The sequence below is a fragment of the Nemorincola caseinilytica genome, from assembly GCF_039540515.1.
GTDB classification, from domain to species: domain Bacteria; phylum Bacteroidota; class Bacteroidia; order Chitinophagales; family Chitinophagaceae; genus Nemorincola; species Nemorincola caseinilytica.
In genome coordinates, this window is sequence record NZ_BAABFA010000001.1 from 1 (window position 1) to 18,810 (window position 18,810).

Annotated in this window: 19 protein-coding genes and 1 tRNA gene; 8 read left to right on the forward strand and 12 right to left on the reverse strand. The window is 49.4% G+C overall.

The window, feature by feature from the left end:
- The 5 genes from ABD843_RS00005 to ABD843_RS00025 form a co-directional block, all read right to left on the reverse strand.
- Positions 1-208 (reverse strand): hypothetical protein (locus tag ABD843_RS00005; protein WP_345076576.1); only part of this gene is annotated, 208 nt, incomplete at its 3' end.
- A gap of 2 nt (positions 209-210) precedes the next feature.
- Entirely contained in the window at positions 211-1,632 is a 1,422-nt protein-coding gene (rlmD, locus tag ABD843_RS00010) for a 23S rRNA (uracil(1939)-C(5))-methyltransferase RlmD (RefSeq protein WP_345076579.1), read from the reverse strand.
- Between the two features lie 173 nt (positions 1,633-1,805).
- Positions 1,806-2,516: a YebC/PmpR family DNA-binding transcriptional regulator gene (locus ABD843_RS00015; protein ID WP_345076582.1), complete on the reverse strand. Its 711-nt coding sequence runs from the start codon at positions 2,514-2,516 to the stop codon at positions 1,806-1,808.
- Positions 2,517-2,634: 118 nt separating this feature from the next.
- On the reverse strand, positions 2,635-3,294 hold the full coding sequence (gene rsmG / locus ABD843_RS00020; protein WP_345076586.1) for a 16S rRNA (guanine(527)-N(7))-methyltransferase RsmG: 660 nt from the start codon (positions 3,292-3,294) through the stop codon (positions 2,635-2,637).
- Positions 3,267-4,379: a glycosyltransferase gene (locus tag ABD843_RS00025; RefSeq protein WP_345076589.1), complete on the reverse strand. Its 1,113-nt coding sequence runs from the start codon at positions 4,377-4,379 to the stop codon at positions 3,267-3,269. Before ABD843_RS00025 ends, rsmG begins: the two co-directional genes overlap by 28 nt.
- Positions 4,380-4,496: 117 nt before the next feature.
- Here ABD843_RS00025 and ABD843_RS00030 point away from each other — a divergent pair, with 117 nt between their 5' ends.
- The 3 genes from ABD843_RS00030 (at position 4,497) to ABD843_RS00040 (ending at position 6,101) form a co-directional block, all read left to right on the forward strand.
- Positions 4,497-4,826 (forward strand): GlsB/YeaQ/YmgE family stress response membrane protein, encoded by a 330-nt coding sequence (locus tag ABD843_RS00030; protein ID WP_345076592.1) that lies wholly within the window; start codon positions 4,497-4,499, stop codon positions 4,824-4,826.
- Between the two features lie 165 nt (positions 4,827-4,991).
- The gene (locus ABD843_RS00035) at positions 4,992-5,882 is read left to right on the forward strand and encodes a hypothetical protein (protein WP_345076595.1); all 891 of its coding nucleotides are present in this window, start codon (positions 4,992-4,994) and stop codon (positions 5,880-5,882) included.
- Positions 5,883-6,027: 145 nt separating this feature from the next.
- Positions 6,028-6,101: transfer RNA gene (locus ABD843_RS00040), tRNA-Arg, on the forward strand.
- An 89-nt stretch (positions 6,102-6,190) separates the two neighbouring features.
- Here the strand turns inward: ABD843_RS00040 and ABD843_RS00045 are convergent.
- Together ABD843_RS00045 and ABD843_RS00050 are read right to left on the reverse strand one after the other, a co-directional pair.
- The gene (locus ABD843_RS00045) at positions 6,191-7,945 is read right to left on the reverse strand and encodes a hypothetical protein (protein ID WP_345076598.1); all 1,755 of its coding nucleotides are present in this window, start codon (positions 7,943-7,945) and stop codon (positions 6,191-6,193) included.
- 289 nt (positions 7,946-8,234) lie between these two features.
- A complete protein-coding gene (locus ABD843_RS00050; RefSeq protein ID WP_345076601.1) occupies positions 8,235-8,996 on the reverse strand; it encodes a LuxR C-terminal-related transcriptional regulator in 762 nt (253 codons plus the stop codon).
- Positions 8,997-9,120: 124 nt separating this feature from the next.
- Between ABD843_RS00050 and ABD843_RS00055 the strand changes: the two genes are divergently transcribed.
- On the forward strand, positions 9,121-9,966 hold the full coding sequence (locus tag ABD843_RS00055) for a hypothetical protein (protein WP_345076604.1): 846 nt from the start codon (positions 9,121-9,123) through the stop codon (positions 9,964-9,966).
- 116 nt (positions 9,967-10,082) lie between these two features.
- Entirely contained in the window at positions 10,083-10,844 is a 762-nt protein-coding gene (locus tag ABD843_RS00060; protein WP_345076607.1) for a LuxR C-terminal-related transcriptional regulator, read from the forward strand.
- Between the two features lie 130 nt (positions 10,845-10,974).
- Here ABD843_RS00060 and ABD843_RS00065 read toward each other — a convergent pair whose 3' ends face one another.
- Both ABD843_RS00065 and ABD843_RS00070 read right to left on the reverse strand, forming a co-directional pair.
- Positions 10,975-11,184 carry a hypothetical protein gene (locus tag ABD843_RS00065; protein ID WP_345076610.1) on the reverse strand — a complete coding sequence of 70 codons (210 nt, stop codon included), beginning with the start codon at positions 11,182-11,184 and terminating at the stop codon, positions 10,975-10,977.
- Between the two features lie 370 nt (positions 11,185-11,554).
- Positions 11,555-11,965, reverse strand: a complete 411-nt coding sequence (locus tag ABD843_RS00070; RefSeq protein WP_345076613.1) for a hypothetical protein — start codon at positions 11,963-11,965, stop codon at positions 11,555-11,557.
- 157 nt (positions 11,966-12,122) lie between these two features.
- On the opposite strand from ABD843_RS00070, the gene ABD843_RS00075 reads away from it, so the two are divergent.
- A complete protein-coding gene (locus ABD843_RS00075) occupies positions 12,123-13,058 on the forward strand; it encodes a LuxE/PaaK family acyltransferase (RefSeq protein ID WP_345076616.1) in 936 nt (311 codons plus the stop codon).
- A gap of 65 nt (positions 13,059-13,123) precedes the next feature.
- On the opposite strand, the gene ABD843_RS00080 is transcribed toward ABD843_RS00075, so the two are convergent.
- A complete protein-coding gene (locus tag ABD843_RS00080; RefSeq protein WP_345076619.1) occupies positions 13,124-14,203 on the reverse strand; it encodes a DegT/DnrJ/EryC1/StrS family aminotransferase in 1,080 nt (359 codons plus the stop codon).
- Between the two features lie 168 nt (positions 14,204-14,371).
- On the opposite strand from ABD843_RS00080, the gene hxpB reads away from it, so the two are divergent.
- The gene (gene hxpB, locus ABD843_RS00085) at positions 14,372-15,019 is read left to right on the forward strand and encodes a hexitol phosphatase HxpB (RefSeq protein ID WP_345076622.1); all 648 of its coding nucleotides are present in this window, start codon (positions 14,372-14,374) and stop codon (positions 15,017-15,019) included.
- A gap of 22 nt (positions 15,020-15,041) precedes the next feature.
- Here hxpB and ABD843_RS00090 read toward each other — a convergent pair whose 3' ends face one another.
- Together ABD843_RS00090 and ABD843_RS00095 are read right to left on the reverse strand one after the other, a co-directional pair.
- Positions 15,042-15,392 (reverse strand): hypothetical protein, encoded by a 351-nt coding sequence (locus ABD843_RS00090; RefSeq protein WP_345076625.1) that lies wholly within the window; start codon positions 15,390-15,392, stop codon positions 15,042-15,044.
- A gap of 27 nt (positions 15,393-15,419) precedes the next feature.
- The gene (locus tag ABD843_RS00095; RefSeq protein ID WP_345076628.1) at positions 15,420-16,787 is read right to left on the reverse strand and encodes a pyridoxal-phosphate dependent enzyme; all 1,368 of its coding nucleotides are present in this window, start codon (positions 16,785-16,787) and stop codon (positions 15,420-15,422) included.
- Between the two features lie 137 nt (positions 16,788-16,924).
- Here ABD843_RS00095 and htpG point away from each other — a divergent pair, with 137 nt between their 5' ends.
- Positions 16,925-18,808, forward strand: coding sequence for a molecular chaperone HtpG (gene htpG, locus ABD843_RS00100; RefSeq protein WP_345076631.1), 1,884 nt, complete (start codon positions 16,925-16,927; stop codon positions 18,806-18,808).
- Positions 18,809-18,810 lie beyond the last annotated feature (2 nt).

Sequence of the window (18,810 nt, forward strand, 5' to 3'; positions counted from 1 at the left end):
ATGTGAGGCTCTTTGCTTTTATATATCTACCAGGCGCATGTACACAGGCATCATTGCTTATCTTTGAGCTGATCTGGGCCTTGACGTGTGTGAAGGCAAATATTGCCCTCATTTTGGGCATATGGAATATGCTGGGAACTTCCATGTTATAGGGGTTCCTTGTCGAGATGGTATCTAATGGGGAGAAAAATTCTTTTTTCTTCAGCAATATCAGTTATTCCTTAGTTCCAGCAGGGCCACATTCTCTATGTGGTGCGTATGGGGGAACATATCTACCGGTTGCAGGCGCACTATACGGTAGGCCTCATCCAGCAGTTGCAGGTCGCGGGCCTGTGTGGCCGGGTTACAGCTCACATATACCACGCGTGGCGCACGCATCTTTAGCAATTGCTGCACCAGCTTCTCGGTCATGCCGGCGCGTGGCGGATCGGTGATGATCACATCGGGCCTGCCATGCTCTGCAAAGAAAGCATCGGTGCATATCTTCTCGACATCGCCGGCATAGAACTGGCAGTGCGAGAGCCCGTTCATTGCGGCATTCTCATAAGCATCCTTCACGGCATCGGCCACTACTTCTATACCTATCACCTTTTTGGCCCCGGCCGAACAGAATATACCTATACTACCTGTACCGCAATACAGATCGTAGAGGGTCTCGGTACCTGTAAGCCCGGCAAATTCACGCGCTACACGGTACAGTGCCTCGGCCTGCCTAGTATTGGTCTGGAAGAACGATTTCGGTGATATTTTGAAGCTATAGTTCTCCAGTTTCTCCACTATATGGTTCTTGCCATACCAGCATATCACATCCTGGTCGTGAATGGTGTCGTTCATTTTGCCATTCAGCGTATAGTGCAGCGAGGTGATGCCCGGAATATTGTCCTTCATATGCTGCAGCAGGGCCTCGCGCTCCTCCTTGTCCTCGTGGTGCATCACCAGGTTTACCAGTACCTCGCCGGTAGTGGCCACCCGTATTATCACATTGCGCAGCCAGCCATACTGTGCCCTGAAGTCGTAATAGGGCAGGTTGCGTTCCTTGGTATAATTGCGCAGTACGGTAAGCAGGGTATCGGTGGGTTCGGGTTGCAGGTAGCACTGGTGTATCTCTACCACCTTATCGAACAATCCGGGTGCATGAAAGCCCAGTGCAGGCTCCTGCTCGAATTTCTCGCTGCGTGCCTCTATCTCTTCAAAAGTGCGGTAGCGCGCGATAGAGAAGGTGAATTCCAACTTGTTGCGATAGTAGCGGTCCTGCGCACTGCCTATTATGGGTTCTATGGCAGGCAATTCTACATTGCCAATGCGCGATAGCTGGTCTACTACCTGCTGCTGTTTGTATACCAGTTGCTGGGAGTAGGGTAACATCTGCCATTTACAGCCGCCGCATACGCCGAAGTGAGCGCAGAAAGCCTCTATCCGCTGTGGCGAGGGCTGTACCAGGCGTGTGGTGCGTGCCTGGGCCCAGCTTTTCTTGTCTTTTATTATCACGGCATCTATCACATCGCCGGGTATGGCATTATCTACAAAAAGTACCTTGCCGTCCTCCAGACGGGCTATGCTTTTACCCTCGGCCGCATATGCTTCTATGGTTATGCCCTGTAGCGGCGCGCTTTTTTTCTTTCTCTTTCCCAAACCTGTGATATTATAGTGCGCGAAGGTAGGCAAAAGGTATAAGATCTAAATGCCGGTGAGAGATAGTGATCTCATCACAAGCCTTGTATCCTTTGTGGTCAAAGAAGATATGCAAATAAAGAACGGCCGTACCTACCAGGTACGGCCGCATCTGAAATATGTAGTGTCCTATATTATGCCATGTTGTGGAACACATGCTGCACGTCATCGTCCTGCTCCAGTCGTTCTATCAGCTTAAAGACATCCTCGCACTGTGCTTCCGATATCTCTACTGTGTTCAGGGGTATCCACTCCAGCTCCGATGATATGGGAGTGATGCCCTTTTCTTCCAGCGCCTTCTGCATGTTGCCGAAGTCGGTGAAGCCGCAGCGGATGATGATGTTGCCCTCGCTGTCCTCGCCCACTTCTTCCAGGCCGAAGTCTATCAGTTCCAGCTCCATATCGTCCATGTTCACACCCTCGGGCTTCAGCTTGAAGACACCGCAATGCTTGAACAGGAAACCCACCGATCCGCTATTGCCCAGCGCACCGCCGCCCTTGTTGAAGTGCGAGCGTACATTGGCCACGGTACGGGTGGTGTTATCTGTAGCCGTTACTACCAGTAGGGCTATACCATGTGGCGCATAGCCTTCGTACAGCACCTCCTCATAGTTGCTCGTATCCTTGCCCAGTGCGTTCTTAATGGCAGCTTCCACCCTGTCCTTCGGCATGTTCACCGATTTGGCGTTCTGCATCACACGGCGCAGCATGGGGTTGTTATTGGCATCAGGGCCGCCCTTTTTCACTGCAATGGCTATTTCCTTGCCTATACGGCTGAACTGCTTCGCCATACGGTCGTATCGCGCGAACATGGCCGACTTACGAACTTCAAATATCCTACCCATAGTAGTTCTAGTATTGTATCAGTATGAATTGGCCGCAAAAGTAAGGAATGATGGTAAAATAATATCCATCAATTTGACCGTTCTTTTCCGTTTCTGCGATGTTGTAAGATCCCTTTCTTTAGGTGAGCTTCGGTACATACACAACGTATTTTTCTTCAAAGGACGGCTCGGGAAAGATATCATGCACGCTCCACGCCTGCACTATGCGTTTCATACCTGTATGTTCTATCTCCTCGCGCAGGTCGCCGCCTTTCAGGCACACCAGCCCATTGGGCAGCTCTTCGCCTTTCTGACCCTTGTTGATGAGCGGGGCACCCCAGCGCCAGAGGTCGGCCAGCGGTGCCACTGCACGCGATACTGCATAGTCGAAGGTGTAGCGCCCCTTCAGGTCTTCGGCGCGGGTGTGTATGGCCGTCACATTCTTCAGCCCTATGGCAGCGGCCACTTCCTGTACTACCTTTATCTTTTTGCCTATACTGTCGGCCAGCACCCATTCGCATTCGGGGTAGAAGATGGCCAGAGGTATACCGGGAAAACCACCACCTGTGCCTATGTCCAGTATACGCGCGCCCTTATCGAACGGGCATATCACCGATATGGCCAGCGAGTGCAGCACATGTTTTTCGTAGAGCGCCTCAATATCCTTGCGCGATATCACGTTTATCTTCTGGTTCCAGTCGTTATACAGCTCGTCCAGCATACCCAGCTGTTGCAGTTGTGTTTCCGAAAGGTCGTCGAAGTACTTATGTATTATTTCCAGCTTGTCTTGTTTTTCCATGTTATGTACGGCAGCAGCGCAAAGTTATACATCATCCACCCAATATCGCCCACCAGCCATGTCACGAAGTTCACATTCTGTCCCAGCCTCTTGTTCGTTCTGTCCCAGGCCGTATATGCCATCAGCATTCGCACTGTTATTACCGGCACGGCATATCCCCACCATCCTGCAACGAACAGCCATACAGCCCCCAGCCACATACCGGCATGAGTGGCCGCATAGCTGCCCAGCAGTAGTTTTATGTACCACTTATAGTACTTGCCTGTAGACATATGCCTTTGTTTCTGCCTTGCCCATTCGCCCCATGTGTTCTTTGCCGGTGTGTAGGTAAATGCATCGCGCTCGCATACCACGGCGGTATTGGTAGGCGTACCTGCCACGCGTACCAGCATATCATCATCGCCCGATGGCAGCCTCTGCCATATAGGGTGCTGCATGGCAGCCAGCAGTACCTGCCGCGTGCAGGCGAGGTTCCTGCCCACGCCCATATACGGCATACCTGCAGCCGCATATGCGGCATACTGCATATAGGTATGCGCGGTCTCCCACTGCACAAAGCTATTCAGTGCATTGTCCGTTGTCCTTTCGTATGCGCCATATCCTAGTGCTAACTCCCTGCCTGCGGCCAGTGGTGCTACCATCAGTGCCAGCCACTGCGGGCTTGCAGGCCTGCAGTCGGCATCTGTCAGCAGCAGCATATCATGTTGCGCAGCCGTTACGCCCATGCGTAGTGCATTTTTCTTGCCCCTTGCCTCATGCACGGGTATTGCCACATATTTCAGATGTGCATACTGTTCTCTCAGCTCTGCCAGCACACTTGCTGTATCATCGGTAGACCCATCATCTACCACCACCACTTCATAGTTGGGCCTGCCACTGGCATCGGTATATGCCTGTTGCAGTATGGCGGGCAGATAGGCCCTGAGCAGTGAGGCCTCATTGCGCGCACATATCACTACCGATACCGGCTGAGTAGGGTAGGCTACTGGCTCCCACCGGCGCAGGCTACCTATGCGGCCTGCAAAGAAGACCGCAAAACCGCATTGCACCGCTATGCATACAACAAAGAGAGCCACTATAGCCACGGGGTAAAGTTAGCGGTAAAGCCGTGCCTTTTATAGGTTGCGTTATTGGTTTGTAAATGGCCGCCTAAAGTTTTGCCTGCTTGTGGGGCTTCTATACTTTTATACAAACTACTTCTCATGCATACTACAATGTTCCTCCTCTTCTCCCTTCAGCAAGAACTGCACGACTGGCGCGGCCTGCTCATCACCCTTTTCATAGGCGCTATAGCGGGCTTCCTGGCACAGGTGCTCACACCCGGCAAGGGCTATGGTACTATCTTCACCGTTATCATAGGCATCATAGGCGGCTGGCTGGGCAAGATACTTTTCCGCAACTATCTTTCCTTTACCGGCAATGCCCTTATCAATACTATCATATGCGCTACGGCGGGTGCGTTCATATTGTCGCTCGTGCTCAACCTCATCATAGGTGGCACCGATGGCGATCGCACCAACTACCGCGCCTGATCTGTTCATGTATCATACTGTTCACTTCCCTCTCCAAAGGAGAGGCCTGCCTGCCGGTAGGCAGGGTCGGGGGAGAGGTTGCTCCGGCATTGCATTTTACTGTCATTCAACGTATCTTTAACAACTATTTTTGTACGTTAGGGCCAGCAAAATATCATCACTGAAATGAGCAGGATAAAATTCTTAGTACTATTCGTGTTCATGCTATGCATGGCTGCGCCAGCCGTGCATGCGCAGATAACCCCGCAGGATATGGAGCGCCTCAAAAAAATGGAGGACTCCCTGGTAGTGACCGTAGACTCTATGTACGAGGCCCTCATACCCGATACCCGCCTCGGCTATACCGAGCGTTTTGTGCGCCAACTGGTACGCACCCTGAGGATACCCAACTCATACCACTACGGTTTCGATACGCTGAAGAAGGTCATCAACATCATCTATGCTGAAGATGGAGCCTTCCGCATGTTCAACTGGGCCATAGAGCCCGGCAACCCTGTGCCCAAGCGCTACTATGCCGCCATACAGCTGCCCACGCCCGAGCTAAAACTGATAGGCCTGAACGACTATACCGACAAGCTGGACCAGGGGCTGGAAGATAGTGTGCTTACGGGTGGCAAATGGTTCGGCGCTATATACTACCGCATAATGCCGCAGGTGGTGGGCGGTAAGAAGATATATACTATGTTCGGGCTGAACAATGCCAGCCTGCTGACCAACCGCAAAGTGCTGGACCCTATGTACTTCAACGACAAGGGCGGCGTCACCTTTGGTGCGCAGATATTTGGCGTGGGCTCGCGCGCCAACCCCAAGGTAAAGGTGCAGCGCTTTGTGCTGGAATACAAGAAGAGCGTTGCCGCTACCATGAACTGGGACCCCGAACGGCAGATGATAGTGTATGACAAGCTGGAATCGATGTCGAACGATCCATCGCGCCGGTATACTCTTGTGCCCAGCGGCCAGTACGATGGCCTGGTATGGGCCGATGACCTCTGGCATGTACGCCACGGCATAATGCAGGTACAGATACTGCAGGACGGCCAGGCCCCTGATGAATAATGCCCATTGTTTTAGCTATTGCTCATTTCATCTTGTTCCCGATCTGGGAGAAGGAGGCTTTACGCTGTATTGTTATGAATGCTGAATGGTATAATGCTCATGCGAACATTTTTTGAACTATTTTTGCAGCCGCTTATCCAACACTGGTCCGGTAGCTCAGTTGGATAGAGCATCAGCCTTCTAAGCTGAGGGTCATTGGTTCGAATCCAATCCGGATCACACATACTATTAGTTACCAAAGGATGCTTCCCGTTACTAATAGTAGCTAAATGTCAAAAGGGCCGATTCATAGAATCGGCCCTTTTGACTTAGAATATGTTTCTAATCATCTGCTTAATTGTTCCGTTTTCTAGCTTTAATCCGAGTGGCTTCGAGATGTCTTGCCCTTCGGACAAGTGCAAAGATGTATTGTAGATTATCCCTAACAGAAAGTATGTCTCCGGAATATGAATATTGATTGATTGAGCAAAGTGAAGCTTATTTTTTGTCCCATTTATGCTTTCAATAAAATTTCGTTTATTATCTGGATCTTGAATTAAATCATAAACAAGTTTTTCTATTTGTATTCGTACACCAAAGCATATCGCAATCGGATCAACGATATCATCTTCCAATAAGTAACGTCTAACTTCTCTATATATTTTTTGGAAAAATTTGTCAGGTTTAGCCCAATCTACATTTAGTTTCAATGCCTTAAATTCACCAGTTAAGTCAATGGCAGAAATTGACGGGTAATAATGAAAGTAATACGCATCAACCGAGGCTTGAATGCTCGGCTCTCCACGCTTATAGATAAGTTTAAGTAGTTGTTGGTTTGATTTAATGTTGGTTTCTTTAAGATAATGTACTTTAATCTTAGTGTCATTAAAACAGAAATGATTAAAAAATAAAGGGTCTAAGTGTGTTAATAGTATAGGAAATATTCGACGCTTTTGTCTTTTCATTTCATCAATAAACGTTGAAATATAGTATTGAAATGTAATAAGATTTGCGTCGTCCATGTAGTCGAATATTTCATCTATCACAAGAATGCAGTCTTTCTTTTTGAAATTTCTTCTTGACTTTAGAAGCAGTGCAATGAAAGTTAAAATATCTCGTTGCCCGTTTGATATTTCATGTGCCTTAGGCCAGTTAACAACGAGACTATTGCCTTCGACTTTGGGTTTAATATCAAAGCGTTCTCTTACAGGATTAATTGACTCAATCGTTTTGGTACAATCTTCTTTCTCATCAAGGTAGTACAAATACTTGCAAGCCTTTTTGTACTCGGGTCCCATTTTTATTTTAACAGATAACAATTGCCATGCTGTAAGGTAGGCGTCGATTTCGTCTCTAACTTCGGGAAAACCAAATGAAGAGATTATATCAGCAAGCTTTTTAAATTCATTCAAAGTTTTAAACGTCGGTAAGATATTTACTTGAATCCAGCCTTTGATTGTATTTCCAGTTCCATTTTGCTTATTAATTTGATCAAGTGCAGCAACAAGTGTTATCTGATAGTTTTTTAGGTGAAATCTGGTAAAATCAACCTCTTTCTCAATTCTATTAAAAAGCTGACCGTAATTAAATAAGTTGGAAATATTATTTAGTAGTTTACCTCCATTTGTACCAAAATTGGATTTCATATCAGTTGAATTATAAGAAAATCCAACCTTTGCAGGTATTGTTGGAATTAAGACTGTTGTCACAATATCAAGTGAGGTTTTTGCAAAAGTTTTGCCACTGAATGATTGGACAATAGATTTTGGTTCAGTTTGATTATTTATGACGAAAACATCAAAAAGGTCATTAATTGTATTTTGATTATCATCTGCCAATAGCGTTTGTCCGGTCGTTAAAACGAGTGATAAAACAGGTCTGTTTTCCGTATTTTTTCGGAAATAGTGTTTGTCATCCAACTCTATTTTATTGCTCTTAAGTGAATCAAAAGCAATTGCAAAAGAACTTTTTCCAAAGCCATTTGGAGCAACTAAAATATTAGGTCTATTGGGTACTAGATCCAGTATGAATAATTTATGCTCAATTCCCTTGATATTAGTTATTTCGATAGTTTTTATGTTCATTCTTCAGTAGAATAGTGAGAGAAGAAATTAATAATTTGATGCACACCAAGATACTAATAAATTTTTATGAAATTAATATTAAAAAATACATAATGTTACAGAAGCTACAAGTTAATATCGATAATTGATTTTAATGGATAAATACTATAGCAAAAATCTTTGAATTGGTTCGATAAAATATCAACCGAGATTACTTTTACACAGTGGCATGCGGAGAGCGGCTCCGCTTTGTCTTTTTAAAAGGGCGTTGCGCCGTACCGCAGCAGTGCGTAGATAGTAGTTGTTAGCCTTATATCCACCCCTTTTTTATTGCGGCAGCAATAAGAGTAGCGGTATTGGTGCATCCTGTTTTCTTCAGCAGGTTCTTGCGGTGGGTGTCTACTGTGAGCTTGCTTATAAAGAGCGCCTCGCCAATATGCCTGCTATCCATGCCTTCTATCAGCAGGCGCAGCACTTCTTTCTCGCGCGGGCTCAGCATTTCGGGGGCTGGCGCCAGCAGGTTCTTAACGTCTACATCCACATAAGACGGCTCTCCATTCATCCCTATGAAAGACAGCACGGGCTTTCCCGTTCTTTTTATGTGGGTGATATCGGTATGTACCACCAGTGTACGTAGCACCTTGTTCTCTTCCTGCTGTATGGTCACGACCTGCTGCAGTACCCGTATGTAAGAACCATCTTTCTTTTTTATGCGGTAGTCGTAACGTACCTTGTAGTTGGGTGTCTGCGCCGGCGCGAGCGAATTGAAGAACTCTACCACTTTTTGCTCGAAAGTGAGGAACCAGGGCTGGTCCTCGGGATGAATATTGCTGAGAAAGAATGGCACATCCACATCTTCCGGCTCATAGCCCAGCACCTGTCTTATGCTTTCGCTCACCTTGTCGAACCGTGTGTCGTGCAGGTTGAAGATCATGTAGTAATAGTCGCCTACCTGGAAGATGTTGAGCAATTGTTTGTGTACCTCCAGCTCGAACTGCAGCTCTGCAAGACCGGCATCGCCTACCAGGCCACGCCATACTTTGTCTGCCATGGTGAATATGGGTACATTCATTTTGCGGGCATTTTTTTTGTTCAGGTAAAGTTAGGCATAGGACACATGTTTCAAAAATACCAATTTATAGGTATTGTCGCGCCCCGGCATGCTTTCTAGTTTTGATTTTCAAAATAAAGGAACTATGAAAAAGACATTGCTTTCCAATATCGCCTTCGTACTTCTGTGCTCTTTTATGCTCCTGGCCTGCACCAAGGAGAAAAATGAAGAGAACAAAAGCTATCGCAAGGATTCCAGCAGTTTCATCCCCACAGCAACGGCCGTTCTGGACGACCTGAAAAAGTATACGTTCGGCACAGGGAATTCTACCATTGCAGAGGCGGAGAAGATACTCAAATTCCTGGGTGAAGATGTGGAGATACACTACCTGCCCAACGCTCCGGGATATGTATGTGGCAAGTACAAGTCGGGCTGGCACCTCATGATAAGCCCCGGCCCCGACCCTAAAGATTATTTATGCAACTACGGCAATGATGACGCACATGAATTTGTGGATAGTCCCAACATTGCTAACATCTTCGGCATAAGGCCCAACATCAATACAGGCACCAACATAGGTAGTGGCGGTAGTGGTGGTTCAGGTGGTAGTGGCGGCTCAGGTGGTAGCGGTGGTTCTGGGGGCTCAGGTGGTTCCGGGGGCGGTAGCGGCGGAGGCTCCGGCACCAGCTATGCTATATTTTTTTATGGAAATGCAGCCAATGGCAGGGAGATACAGGTGACCCTCAATGGCACGCTTATACTGCTTTCTGCCGGTAATGCCAAGGTGCTCTATACCAATTGGGGTACCTCAAAACCTACCTGCAGCACAGAGGAGAAACAGAGCGGCTGGGATGCTTCACTGGTGAATGTGATAAGGGTTCCCATCACACAGTCTCACAATACCTGGACCGCTAAAGAGGCTACTACATCAAAGTCCTGGTCCGGCTCCTTCGACAAAAGCAGTAGCTGTAGTATCGTAGAGATCAAATAAGATCGACATTTCCTTATCCCTGTGACAAGACCATATGAGCTCCTCCGCAAAAGGGAGCTCATATGCGTTAGTATTGCCCCGTTCTATTACCTTCGACAGAGTAAAAGAGGAAACCTATGAAAAGCGCATCTATCTTTAAGAATGCCGACAGGATATGGAAGGGAATAGCTAAGGATACCGAGGAAGATGAACTGAATTTTGACCTTGAAGTACATAAGAAACTACTCAGCATCTTCCAGGTAGGCGACTATTACTACTACATATTCAACATCAGGCGGTCGGCCATAGAGTATATGAGCGATGGCATAGCCACCCTGCTGGGCCACGACCCCAAAGCAGTAGATGTGCCCTACCTGCTGACCATGATACATCCCGAGGACCAGCCATGGTTCCTCAACTTCGAGCATAAGGTGGGTGAGTTCTTCGCCACACTATCGCCCGATGAGGTGATGAACTACAAAGTGCGTTACGATTACCGCATACGCAGAGCGGATGGCACCTACATAAGAGTACTGCAGCAAGTGGTGACCATACAGCACGATGGGGTGAACCTGCTGCGCTCGCTGGGTGTACATACCGACATATCACATTTAAAGCCGGATGGCATACCTGTGCTTTCGTTCATAGGTATGAATGGCGCTCCATCTTATATAAACGTGGATGTGAAAAAGGTATTCGCTGCCGATACCACCCTTAGCGTGCGCGAACAGGAGATACTGAGGTTGCTCATAGAGGGAATGACAAGTGTGGAAATAGCCGCAGAATTTTCCATCAGCAAGCTCACAGTAGACACCCACCGCAAGAACCTGCTACGGAAGTACGGCTGCCGCAACACGGCCGAACTTATCTCTTATGCCATTACGAGCGGGCTGACCTGAACAGGCATACGATACATATATTTGTTTTCGAACCAACTTTTACTTTCGAACTGTGCCCGATCGGTATTTATAATTCCGCTACGACAGTACGATCGACACGGGGCTACCAGCGTACATTTGGATCCATATACTATCTTTTCTTCCTGATGAAAAAATATCTGTTGAACTGTTTTCTGCTCACCATACCCATAATGGTGTGGAACATACTTCTTACAGATAGTTTGCCACAACCCTTCTGCCCCGCCGTATTCTGGAAGGATATTCCCCTCGTTCTGTCTGCAGGCGAACAGGTCTCACGAATGGTCATTTTTGCCTGTACGCTGCTAATGCCATTATCCATTACGTCGGGTATACAGCGTAAAGGTCTTGTGCTTTATATCATCGGTACATTGTTGTATTTCGGCTCCTGGCTGCCTCTTATATGGTATCCACATAGCAGATGGAGCAGCAGCTATCCGGGGTTCCTGGCTCCGGCCTATACGCCTTTGTTATGGTTAATGGGCATCGCACTTATAGGTAGCAGGTTCTATTTCCATTTGCCATACAAAAGGTGGATGTTCATTATATTGTCGGTCGTATTCCTACTGTTTCATATTACGCACACAGCTATCATTTATGGCAGGGTCTATGGTTAGCCCGATCGGCTAGCTGATAAGGTATTGAGACCTCATCGATATTGGAATGGAGACCTGGCCAATGCCGGTCATCTGCTACAGCTTATTGAACATGTATAGCTTGGGGGTAAAGATGTGATTGCTGGCATTACCTGCCTTGTCCATCATATACATCTCGAACGATACTGTGTCCGTCATGTCGTGTGTGGGGCTATCTATGCGCGGGTTCAGTATATCTATCGTAAAGTAGAATTGTGCGGTGCCTTTCAGGCCTTTTGAGGGGTCTATGAGCGCCTCATTTATTTCGGGCAGCAGGTAACCAACGAATTGGTTCTTATCATCCCTCAGGTCTTTGATGTATACATCCCTGTATTGGCCGGCGGGATCATTGCCCAGGTCGGCATCACCGTCCTGGAAGGAGAAAAAGAAAACACAGGTATCCTGGCTCAGTACCCTTACCTGGTCGTTCGATACGCCCTGCGCCACTATTTCAGGTATCTTTGACATCGTATTCTCCTCGCACGAGGACAGTACTGCGCTTAGAAGGATACATGACAACAGACCATTACGGATACTCATACTATCAAAATTAATGAAAGGCCCTCACAAAACTGCGTTAATTGATACCCACCATATACTGAACGGCGATAGCTCCACATTTCGTATGAGGGCGCTGCAGGTTTTTCATTACCAGTATACCCATAACGAGCTTTACCGCCAATACTGCGATGCCCTGCATACCAATGTGGCCGCCGTGGCAGAGCTGTGGCAGATACCGGTTCTCCCTATTTCTTTCTTCAAGACCCACAATGTGCTCTGCGCCCCTGTCACGGCCTCCGATGCCGATCTTGTGTTCGAAAGCAGCGGTACCACGGGCACCGTCAATTCCCGTCATTATGTGTGGGATGGCCAGGTGTACGAAGACTCTCTGCTAATGGGCTTTGAGCAGTATTACGGCCACCCCGGGCAGTATGCCATACTGGCCCTGCTGCCATCTTACCTGGAGCGGGCCAATGCATCGCTGGTATACATGGCAAAAACACTGATGAAGATAGGTGGCCATCCGCAGAGCGGTTTTTACCTCAATGAATGGGAAAAGCTGCGCGATACGCTTTTGCAACTAGAGCAGCAGGGCACAAAGACCATACTGCTTGGTGTCACCTTTGCCCTGCTGGATCTTGCGGCCGCATACCCAATGCCGCTGCGCCATACCATAGTTATGGAAACGGGTGGTATGAAGGGGCGCCGCAAAGAAATGACGCGTGATGAGGTGCATGAGGAATTAAAGGCCGCCTTTGGCCTGGCGCACATCCATTCAGAATATGGTATGACAGAGCTGCTGTCGCAGGCCTATGCGCCGGGCGAGGGTATCTTCAGGCCTACGGCCACTATGCAGGCGCTGGTGCGCGATATCAACGATCCGCTCGATGTCTCTGCCACAGGTACGGGCGCACTCAATATCATAGACCTTGCCAATATACATTCCTGCGCATTCATAGCTACTGAAGATATAGGCTCTGTAGCTGCCGATGGCTCGTTCACCGTCCTCGGCCGTATGGACAACAGCGCCCTGCGTGGCTGCAGCCTTATGGCTGTGTAGCTTTAGCGCTACTATGATCTCATTCTCGTTTTCATAGCGCACGGCCCTCTCACTGGGAGAGGCCTCTAGTTGTTCTGAGCCCTTGCCAGTATGCGCACTATATAGTCCATATCCTCCGGCCTCAGTGTGTGGTACATCGGCAGGCACAGCACCCTGCGGCTTATGTCTTCCGATATGGGTACTTCCTGTTTGTCTACATAGGGCAGGGTAGAAAGGCTGGGGTAGAAGTAGCGGCGCGGATATATCCAGTGTTCGTTCAGCAGTTTTACACTTTTCAGCAGCAGCTCTTCCGACTCGAATATCACCGGGTAATAAGAGTAGTTCCACTCTGCGCCGGGCAATACCTGCGGGCGTGTCACCCTTATATGGCTCATTATCTTGTTGTAGTATTCCGACTGCATCTTGCGCGATGCCATTATCTTGTCTATCTGTTTCAGGTTCACCAGCCCCATAGCTGCGTGGAACTCCGAGTTCTTCCCATTCACACCACAAAGCTCGAACTGGTCATTACCTATATGGCCGAAGTTGCGCAGCAGCGACATGGTGCGCAGCAGGTTGGCATCGTTGGTGGTCACGGCACCACCCTCTATGGTATGGAACAGCTTGGTGGCATGAAAGCTGGTGGTCACCACATCGCCATAGTTGAATATGCTGCTGCCCTTGTACTTCACGCCAAAGGCATGTGCGCCATCGTATATCACCTTCAGGCCATGCTTTTTAGCTATGGCATCTACGGCCTCTACATCGCAGGGGTTGCCATACACATGGGTCAGCAGTATGCCGGTGGTCTTGGGGGTTATGCGTTCTTCTATCTTCGCAGGGTCTACGTTCAGTGTGCCGGGGTCTATATCGGCAAATATGGGTGTGCAGCCTTCCCACACTATGCTATTGGTGGTGGCCGCATAGCTGAATGGCGTGGTGATGATCTCGTCCCGCAGGCCCAGCGCCTTTATGGCTATCTGTATGGCTATGGTGCCATTGCCCAGGTACAGCAGGTGCTTCACATCCAGGTATTCCTTCAGCCGCAGCTCCAGGTCGTTCACAAGGGGTCCGTTATTGGTGAGCCATTCGCGGTCCCATATGCCTTCCAGGTAGCTGATATATTCCTGCAGGTCGGGCAGAAAAGGCTTGGTGATGTTTATCATGATACAGATGTTGGGCACACATTATCAACGGCATTTGCAGGCGTTCGGGGTATAATGTATGCTATGTCTATGTGAGTGGGACGAAGGTACAAAAATAGCTTATACACAGTTAGAGGCGCTGATGTATGTCATATCTTTGCGCCCTCTGCCTACAAGAGGTACGCAAAAATGATAGATACCGTAATATTCGATATGGATGGCCTGCTGCTCGATACCGAGCCGCTATGGGGTAAAAGCATGCTGCAGGTAGCTGCCAAACACAAGATACCCATCACCCGCGAGCGCTTCAAAGAGACCACCGGCCTGCGCATATACGAGGTCACCGATCACTGGGCCACACACTATCCGTGGGAGGGGAAAACATCTTACGAAGTGGCCGAAGAGATACTGGACGATATCATAGCCTCTTCAAAGAACCATGCCACCATACTCAGGGGCGTAGAGCAGACCCTGCACCTGCTGCGCCAGAACGGGTACAAGATAGGCCTCGCATCCTCATCGCCCAGGCGCATGATACACGAGCTGGTAGACCACTTCGGGCTCACAAAGCATTTCGATGTCATCACATCGGCCGATGTGGTGGAGCTAGGCAAGCCGCATCCCGCGGTGTTCCTGCATTGTGCGGCATCGCTGGGGTCGAAGCCCACCCGTTGCCTGGTGCTGGAAGATTCTGTGAATGGTATGATAGCCGGCAAGGCCGCCCGCATGCGGGTGATAGTGATACCGGATGATCTGCACTTCGATGACCCCCGCTTCACTGTGGCCGATGCCAAACTGCGCAGCATGGAAGACCTGACACTGGATATGCTGAAGTGATCGGAGAGAGGGGAGGAGTGACCTACTCGAACTTCTTAAAATACAGCACAAGGAAGAAGCTGAACAGTATATCTATCAGGAAAAGGTTGCTTACATACATGTCGCGGTCGTAGACATTCTTCAGGCCCACATACAACAGTGTGTTCGCTATGGTAAGGGCCAGGTAGCCATACACGCCCCAGCGGCGCAGGTCGCATGTGGCCAGCCAGCATATAGTATAGGCTACCAGCCATGCCACCTGTATGAGGCCGCCTGCCGAGTCTGTACCTATGGCCACCCATACCAGCCCGGCTATATGTGCCCCCGCCACAAATGGCAGCAGTATGGGCGGCTTGCGCACCAGGTCGGTCACGAATGTTTTGAAGCTGCGCACTGTTAGATAGAACTGTTATGCAGGCTATTATCCTTTGCTGAACGCGTTCAGTATATCGTATTTGGTAAGTATGGTGAACTGGCCGCTCTCATCCCTTGTCAGTACCGCGCCATTGTCCTTGTTTATGAAGTTGGTCAGGCGTTCCAGCGGTGTGTCCATGCTCACTACGGGCAGAGCCTTGTCCATCACATCGGCCACCAACTGATCTTTCACATCGGCCTGCTCTATGAACATTTTGAAGAGGCTTCCCTGCGATACGCAGCCTGCCATTTCCAGCCCGTTCATCACCGGCAGGTGCTCTATGTCGTATTTCTTCATCAGGGCCAGTGCATCGGCCACTTTTGCATCGTGGTCTATGGTCACCAGCCTGCGGCGGCCCAGGCCGTTTATCAGGTCGCGCACGGTGTCCACTTCCAGCCAGCCGCGGTCCAGCATCCACTCATCGTTGTATACCTTGCCTATGTAGCGGCTGCCATGGTCGTGAAATATCACTACCACCACATCATCCTTCTTTAGCCTGTCCTTTAGCTGGCGCAGACCTGCTATCACCGACCCGGCCGAGTAGCCTATGAAAATGCCCTCCTCCTTGGTGATGCGGCGTGCCATCACCGCGCCATCCTTATCGGTCACCTTCTCGAAGTGGTCTATCGCATTGCGGTCATAGTTCTCCGGCAGGAAATCCTCGCCGAAACCTTCCGATATATACGGATGTACCTCGCCCATATCCAGCTCTCCCGTCTCGAACCATTTTTTCAGCAGGCTGCCATAGGTATCTATGGCCCATACCTGTATGTTGGGGTTCTTCTCTTTCAGGTATTTGCCAGTACCTACTATGGTGCCGCCCGTGCCGGCAGCCACCACCAGGTGGGTCACCTTGCCCTCGGTCTGTTCCCATATCTCGGGGCCGGTCTGCTCGTAGTGGGCCAGGCGGTTGGCCAGGTTGTCGTACTGGTTCACATACCAGCTATTGGGTATCTCGGTCTGCAGGCGGCGGGCTACCTGGTAGTAGCTGCGCGGGTCTTCGGGCTCCACATTGGTGGGGCACACTATCACTTCTGCGCCGTGCGCCTTCAGTATATCTACTTTCTCCTTGCTCTGCTTGTCGGTAGTGGCAAAGATGCATTTATAGCCTTTTACTATGGCCGCCAGTGCCAGGCCCATACCGGTATTGCCGCTGGTGCCCTCTATTATGGTGCCGCCGGGCTTTATCTTACCTTCCTTTTCCGCCACTTCCAGCATTTTCAGCGCCATACGGTCTTTTATACTGTTGCCCGGGTTAGTGGTCTCTACCTTGGCATATACCTTACAGGGCAGGTCGGCCACTACACGGTTCAGGCGTACAAGCGGTGTATTTCCTATGGTCTGCAGTATGTTGTCATATACTCTTGCTGGCATTGTCGGTCATTTTGGTTTCGTGTGGCGAAGGTAATGAATTTTGTACGGCGTGTTCTTCCTTCTCCCGCTGACATTCTGTCACTAAAACAGGTTTGGAACATAAATTGTTACTGACTAAACAAAAATATCTATCATATATGCAGGAAAAAGGCAGCATCTCGATACATACCGAGAACATATTCCCCATCATTAAGAAATTCCTCTATTCCGACAACGAGATCTTTCTGCGCGAGCTGGTATCTAATGCCGTAGATGCCGTGCAGAAGATAAAGCGCCTCTCATCCCTTGGCCAGTACAATGGCGCCATAGGCGAGCCACTGGTAGAGGTGTCGTTCGATGAGGCGGCAAAGACCATCACCATATCGGACAACGGTATAGGTATGACGGCCGAGGAGATCAAAAAATACATCAACCAGATAGCCTTCTCAGGTGCAGAGGAGTTCGTAGAGAAATTCAAGGATGCCAAAGATGCCAACGAGCTGATAGGCAAGTTCGGCCTGGGTTTCTATTCGGCCTTTATGGTATCGGACAAGGTAGAGATACAGACCCTGAGCTACCAGGAGGGCGCACAGCCCGCCCGCTGGATATGCGATGGCAGCACCGAATTCGAGATAACCGAGGGCGACCGTACCACACGCGGCACCAGCATCATACTGCATGTAAATGCCGATTCGCAGGAGTTCCTGGACAAGTACAAGCTGCAGGGTATACTGGATAAATACTGTAAGTTCCTGCCCGTACCCATCAAGTTCGGTACTAAGAAGGAATATGACTATGACTCTGTAGCAGAAGATGCCGAGGACAAAAAGCCGAAGGAAAAAGAGGTGGATAACATAATAAACGATACCACCCCTATATGGACCAAAACACCATCGGAGCTGAAGGATGAGGACTACCTAAGGTTCTACCGCGAGTTGTACCCTATGAGCGAGGAACCCCTGTTCTGGATACACCTCAATGTGGACCATCCCTTCACCCTTACCGGCGTGCTATACTTCCCCAAGGTAAGGAACGATATGGAGTTCCAGCGCAACAAGATAAAGCTCTTCTCGCGCCAGGTATTCATCACCGACGAGGTAAAGGAGATAGTGCCCGATTTCCTGATGCTGCTGCATGGCGTCATAGATTCTCCCGATATCCCGCTCAATGTATCGCGCTCCTTCCTGCAGGCCGATGGTAATGTGAAGAAGATAAACAGCCACATCAGCAAGAAGGTGGCCGACAAGTTGGCAGAGCTTTTCCGCACTGACCGCAAGGCATACGAAAGCAAGTGGGCCGATATAGGCCTCTTCGTGAAATATGGCATGATAAGCGAGGACAAGTTCTACGACCGTGCTAAGGATTTCGCACTGCTGTCCAATACCAAAGAGGAGTACTATACCCTTGCCGAGTACAAGGATAAGATAGAGCCTTTGCAGAAGGATAAGGACGGCAAGCTGGTATACCTCTACACGAACGACCCTGCCAGGCAGGATGCCTTTATACAGAGCGCCGACCGCAAGGGCTATGATGTGCTGCTGATGAATTCGCCCATAGACAATCACTTCATACATACCCTGGAGCGCAAGTTGGACCAGACCACCATGAAACGCGTAGATGCCGATGTGGTGGACAAGCTGATAGCCAAGGACGAAAAGATAGAGTCTGTGCTCACAGAGAGCGAGACCACCAGCGTAAGGGAGATATTCGAGAAGGCCATCAGCAAGCCCAATATGACCGTGAAGGTAGAGGCGCTGGGCTCCGAGGAACTGCCTGTTACTGTGACCATGGACGAGTTCATGCGCCGCATGAAGGACATGGCTGCGATGGGTGGCGGCATGAGCTTCTATGGCTCTATGCCCGATAGCTACAATGTAAGCATCAACAGCAACCACAAGCTGGTGAGCCGCATACTGAAGGCCGATGGGACAGAGCAGGGCAGGCTGGCAAAACAGGCGTTCGACCTGGCCATGCTGTCGCAAGGCATGCTCACCGGCGCCGACCTCACAGAATTCGTGAACCGCAGCGTAAGCATGATATAAGC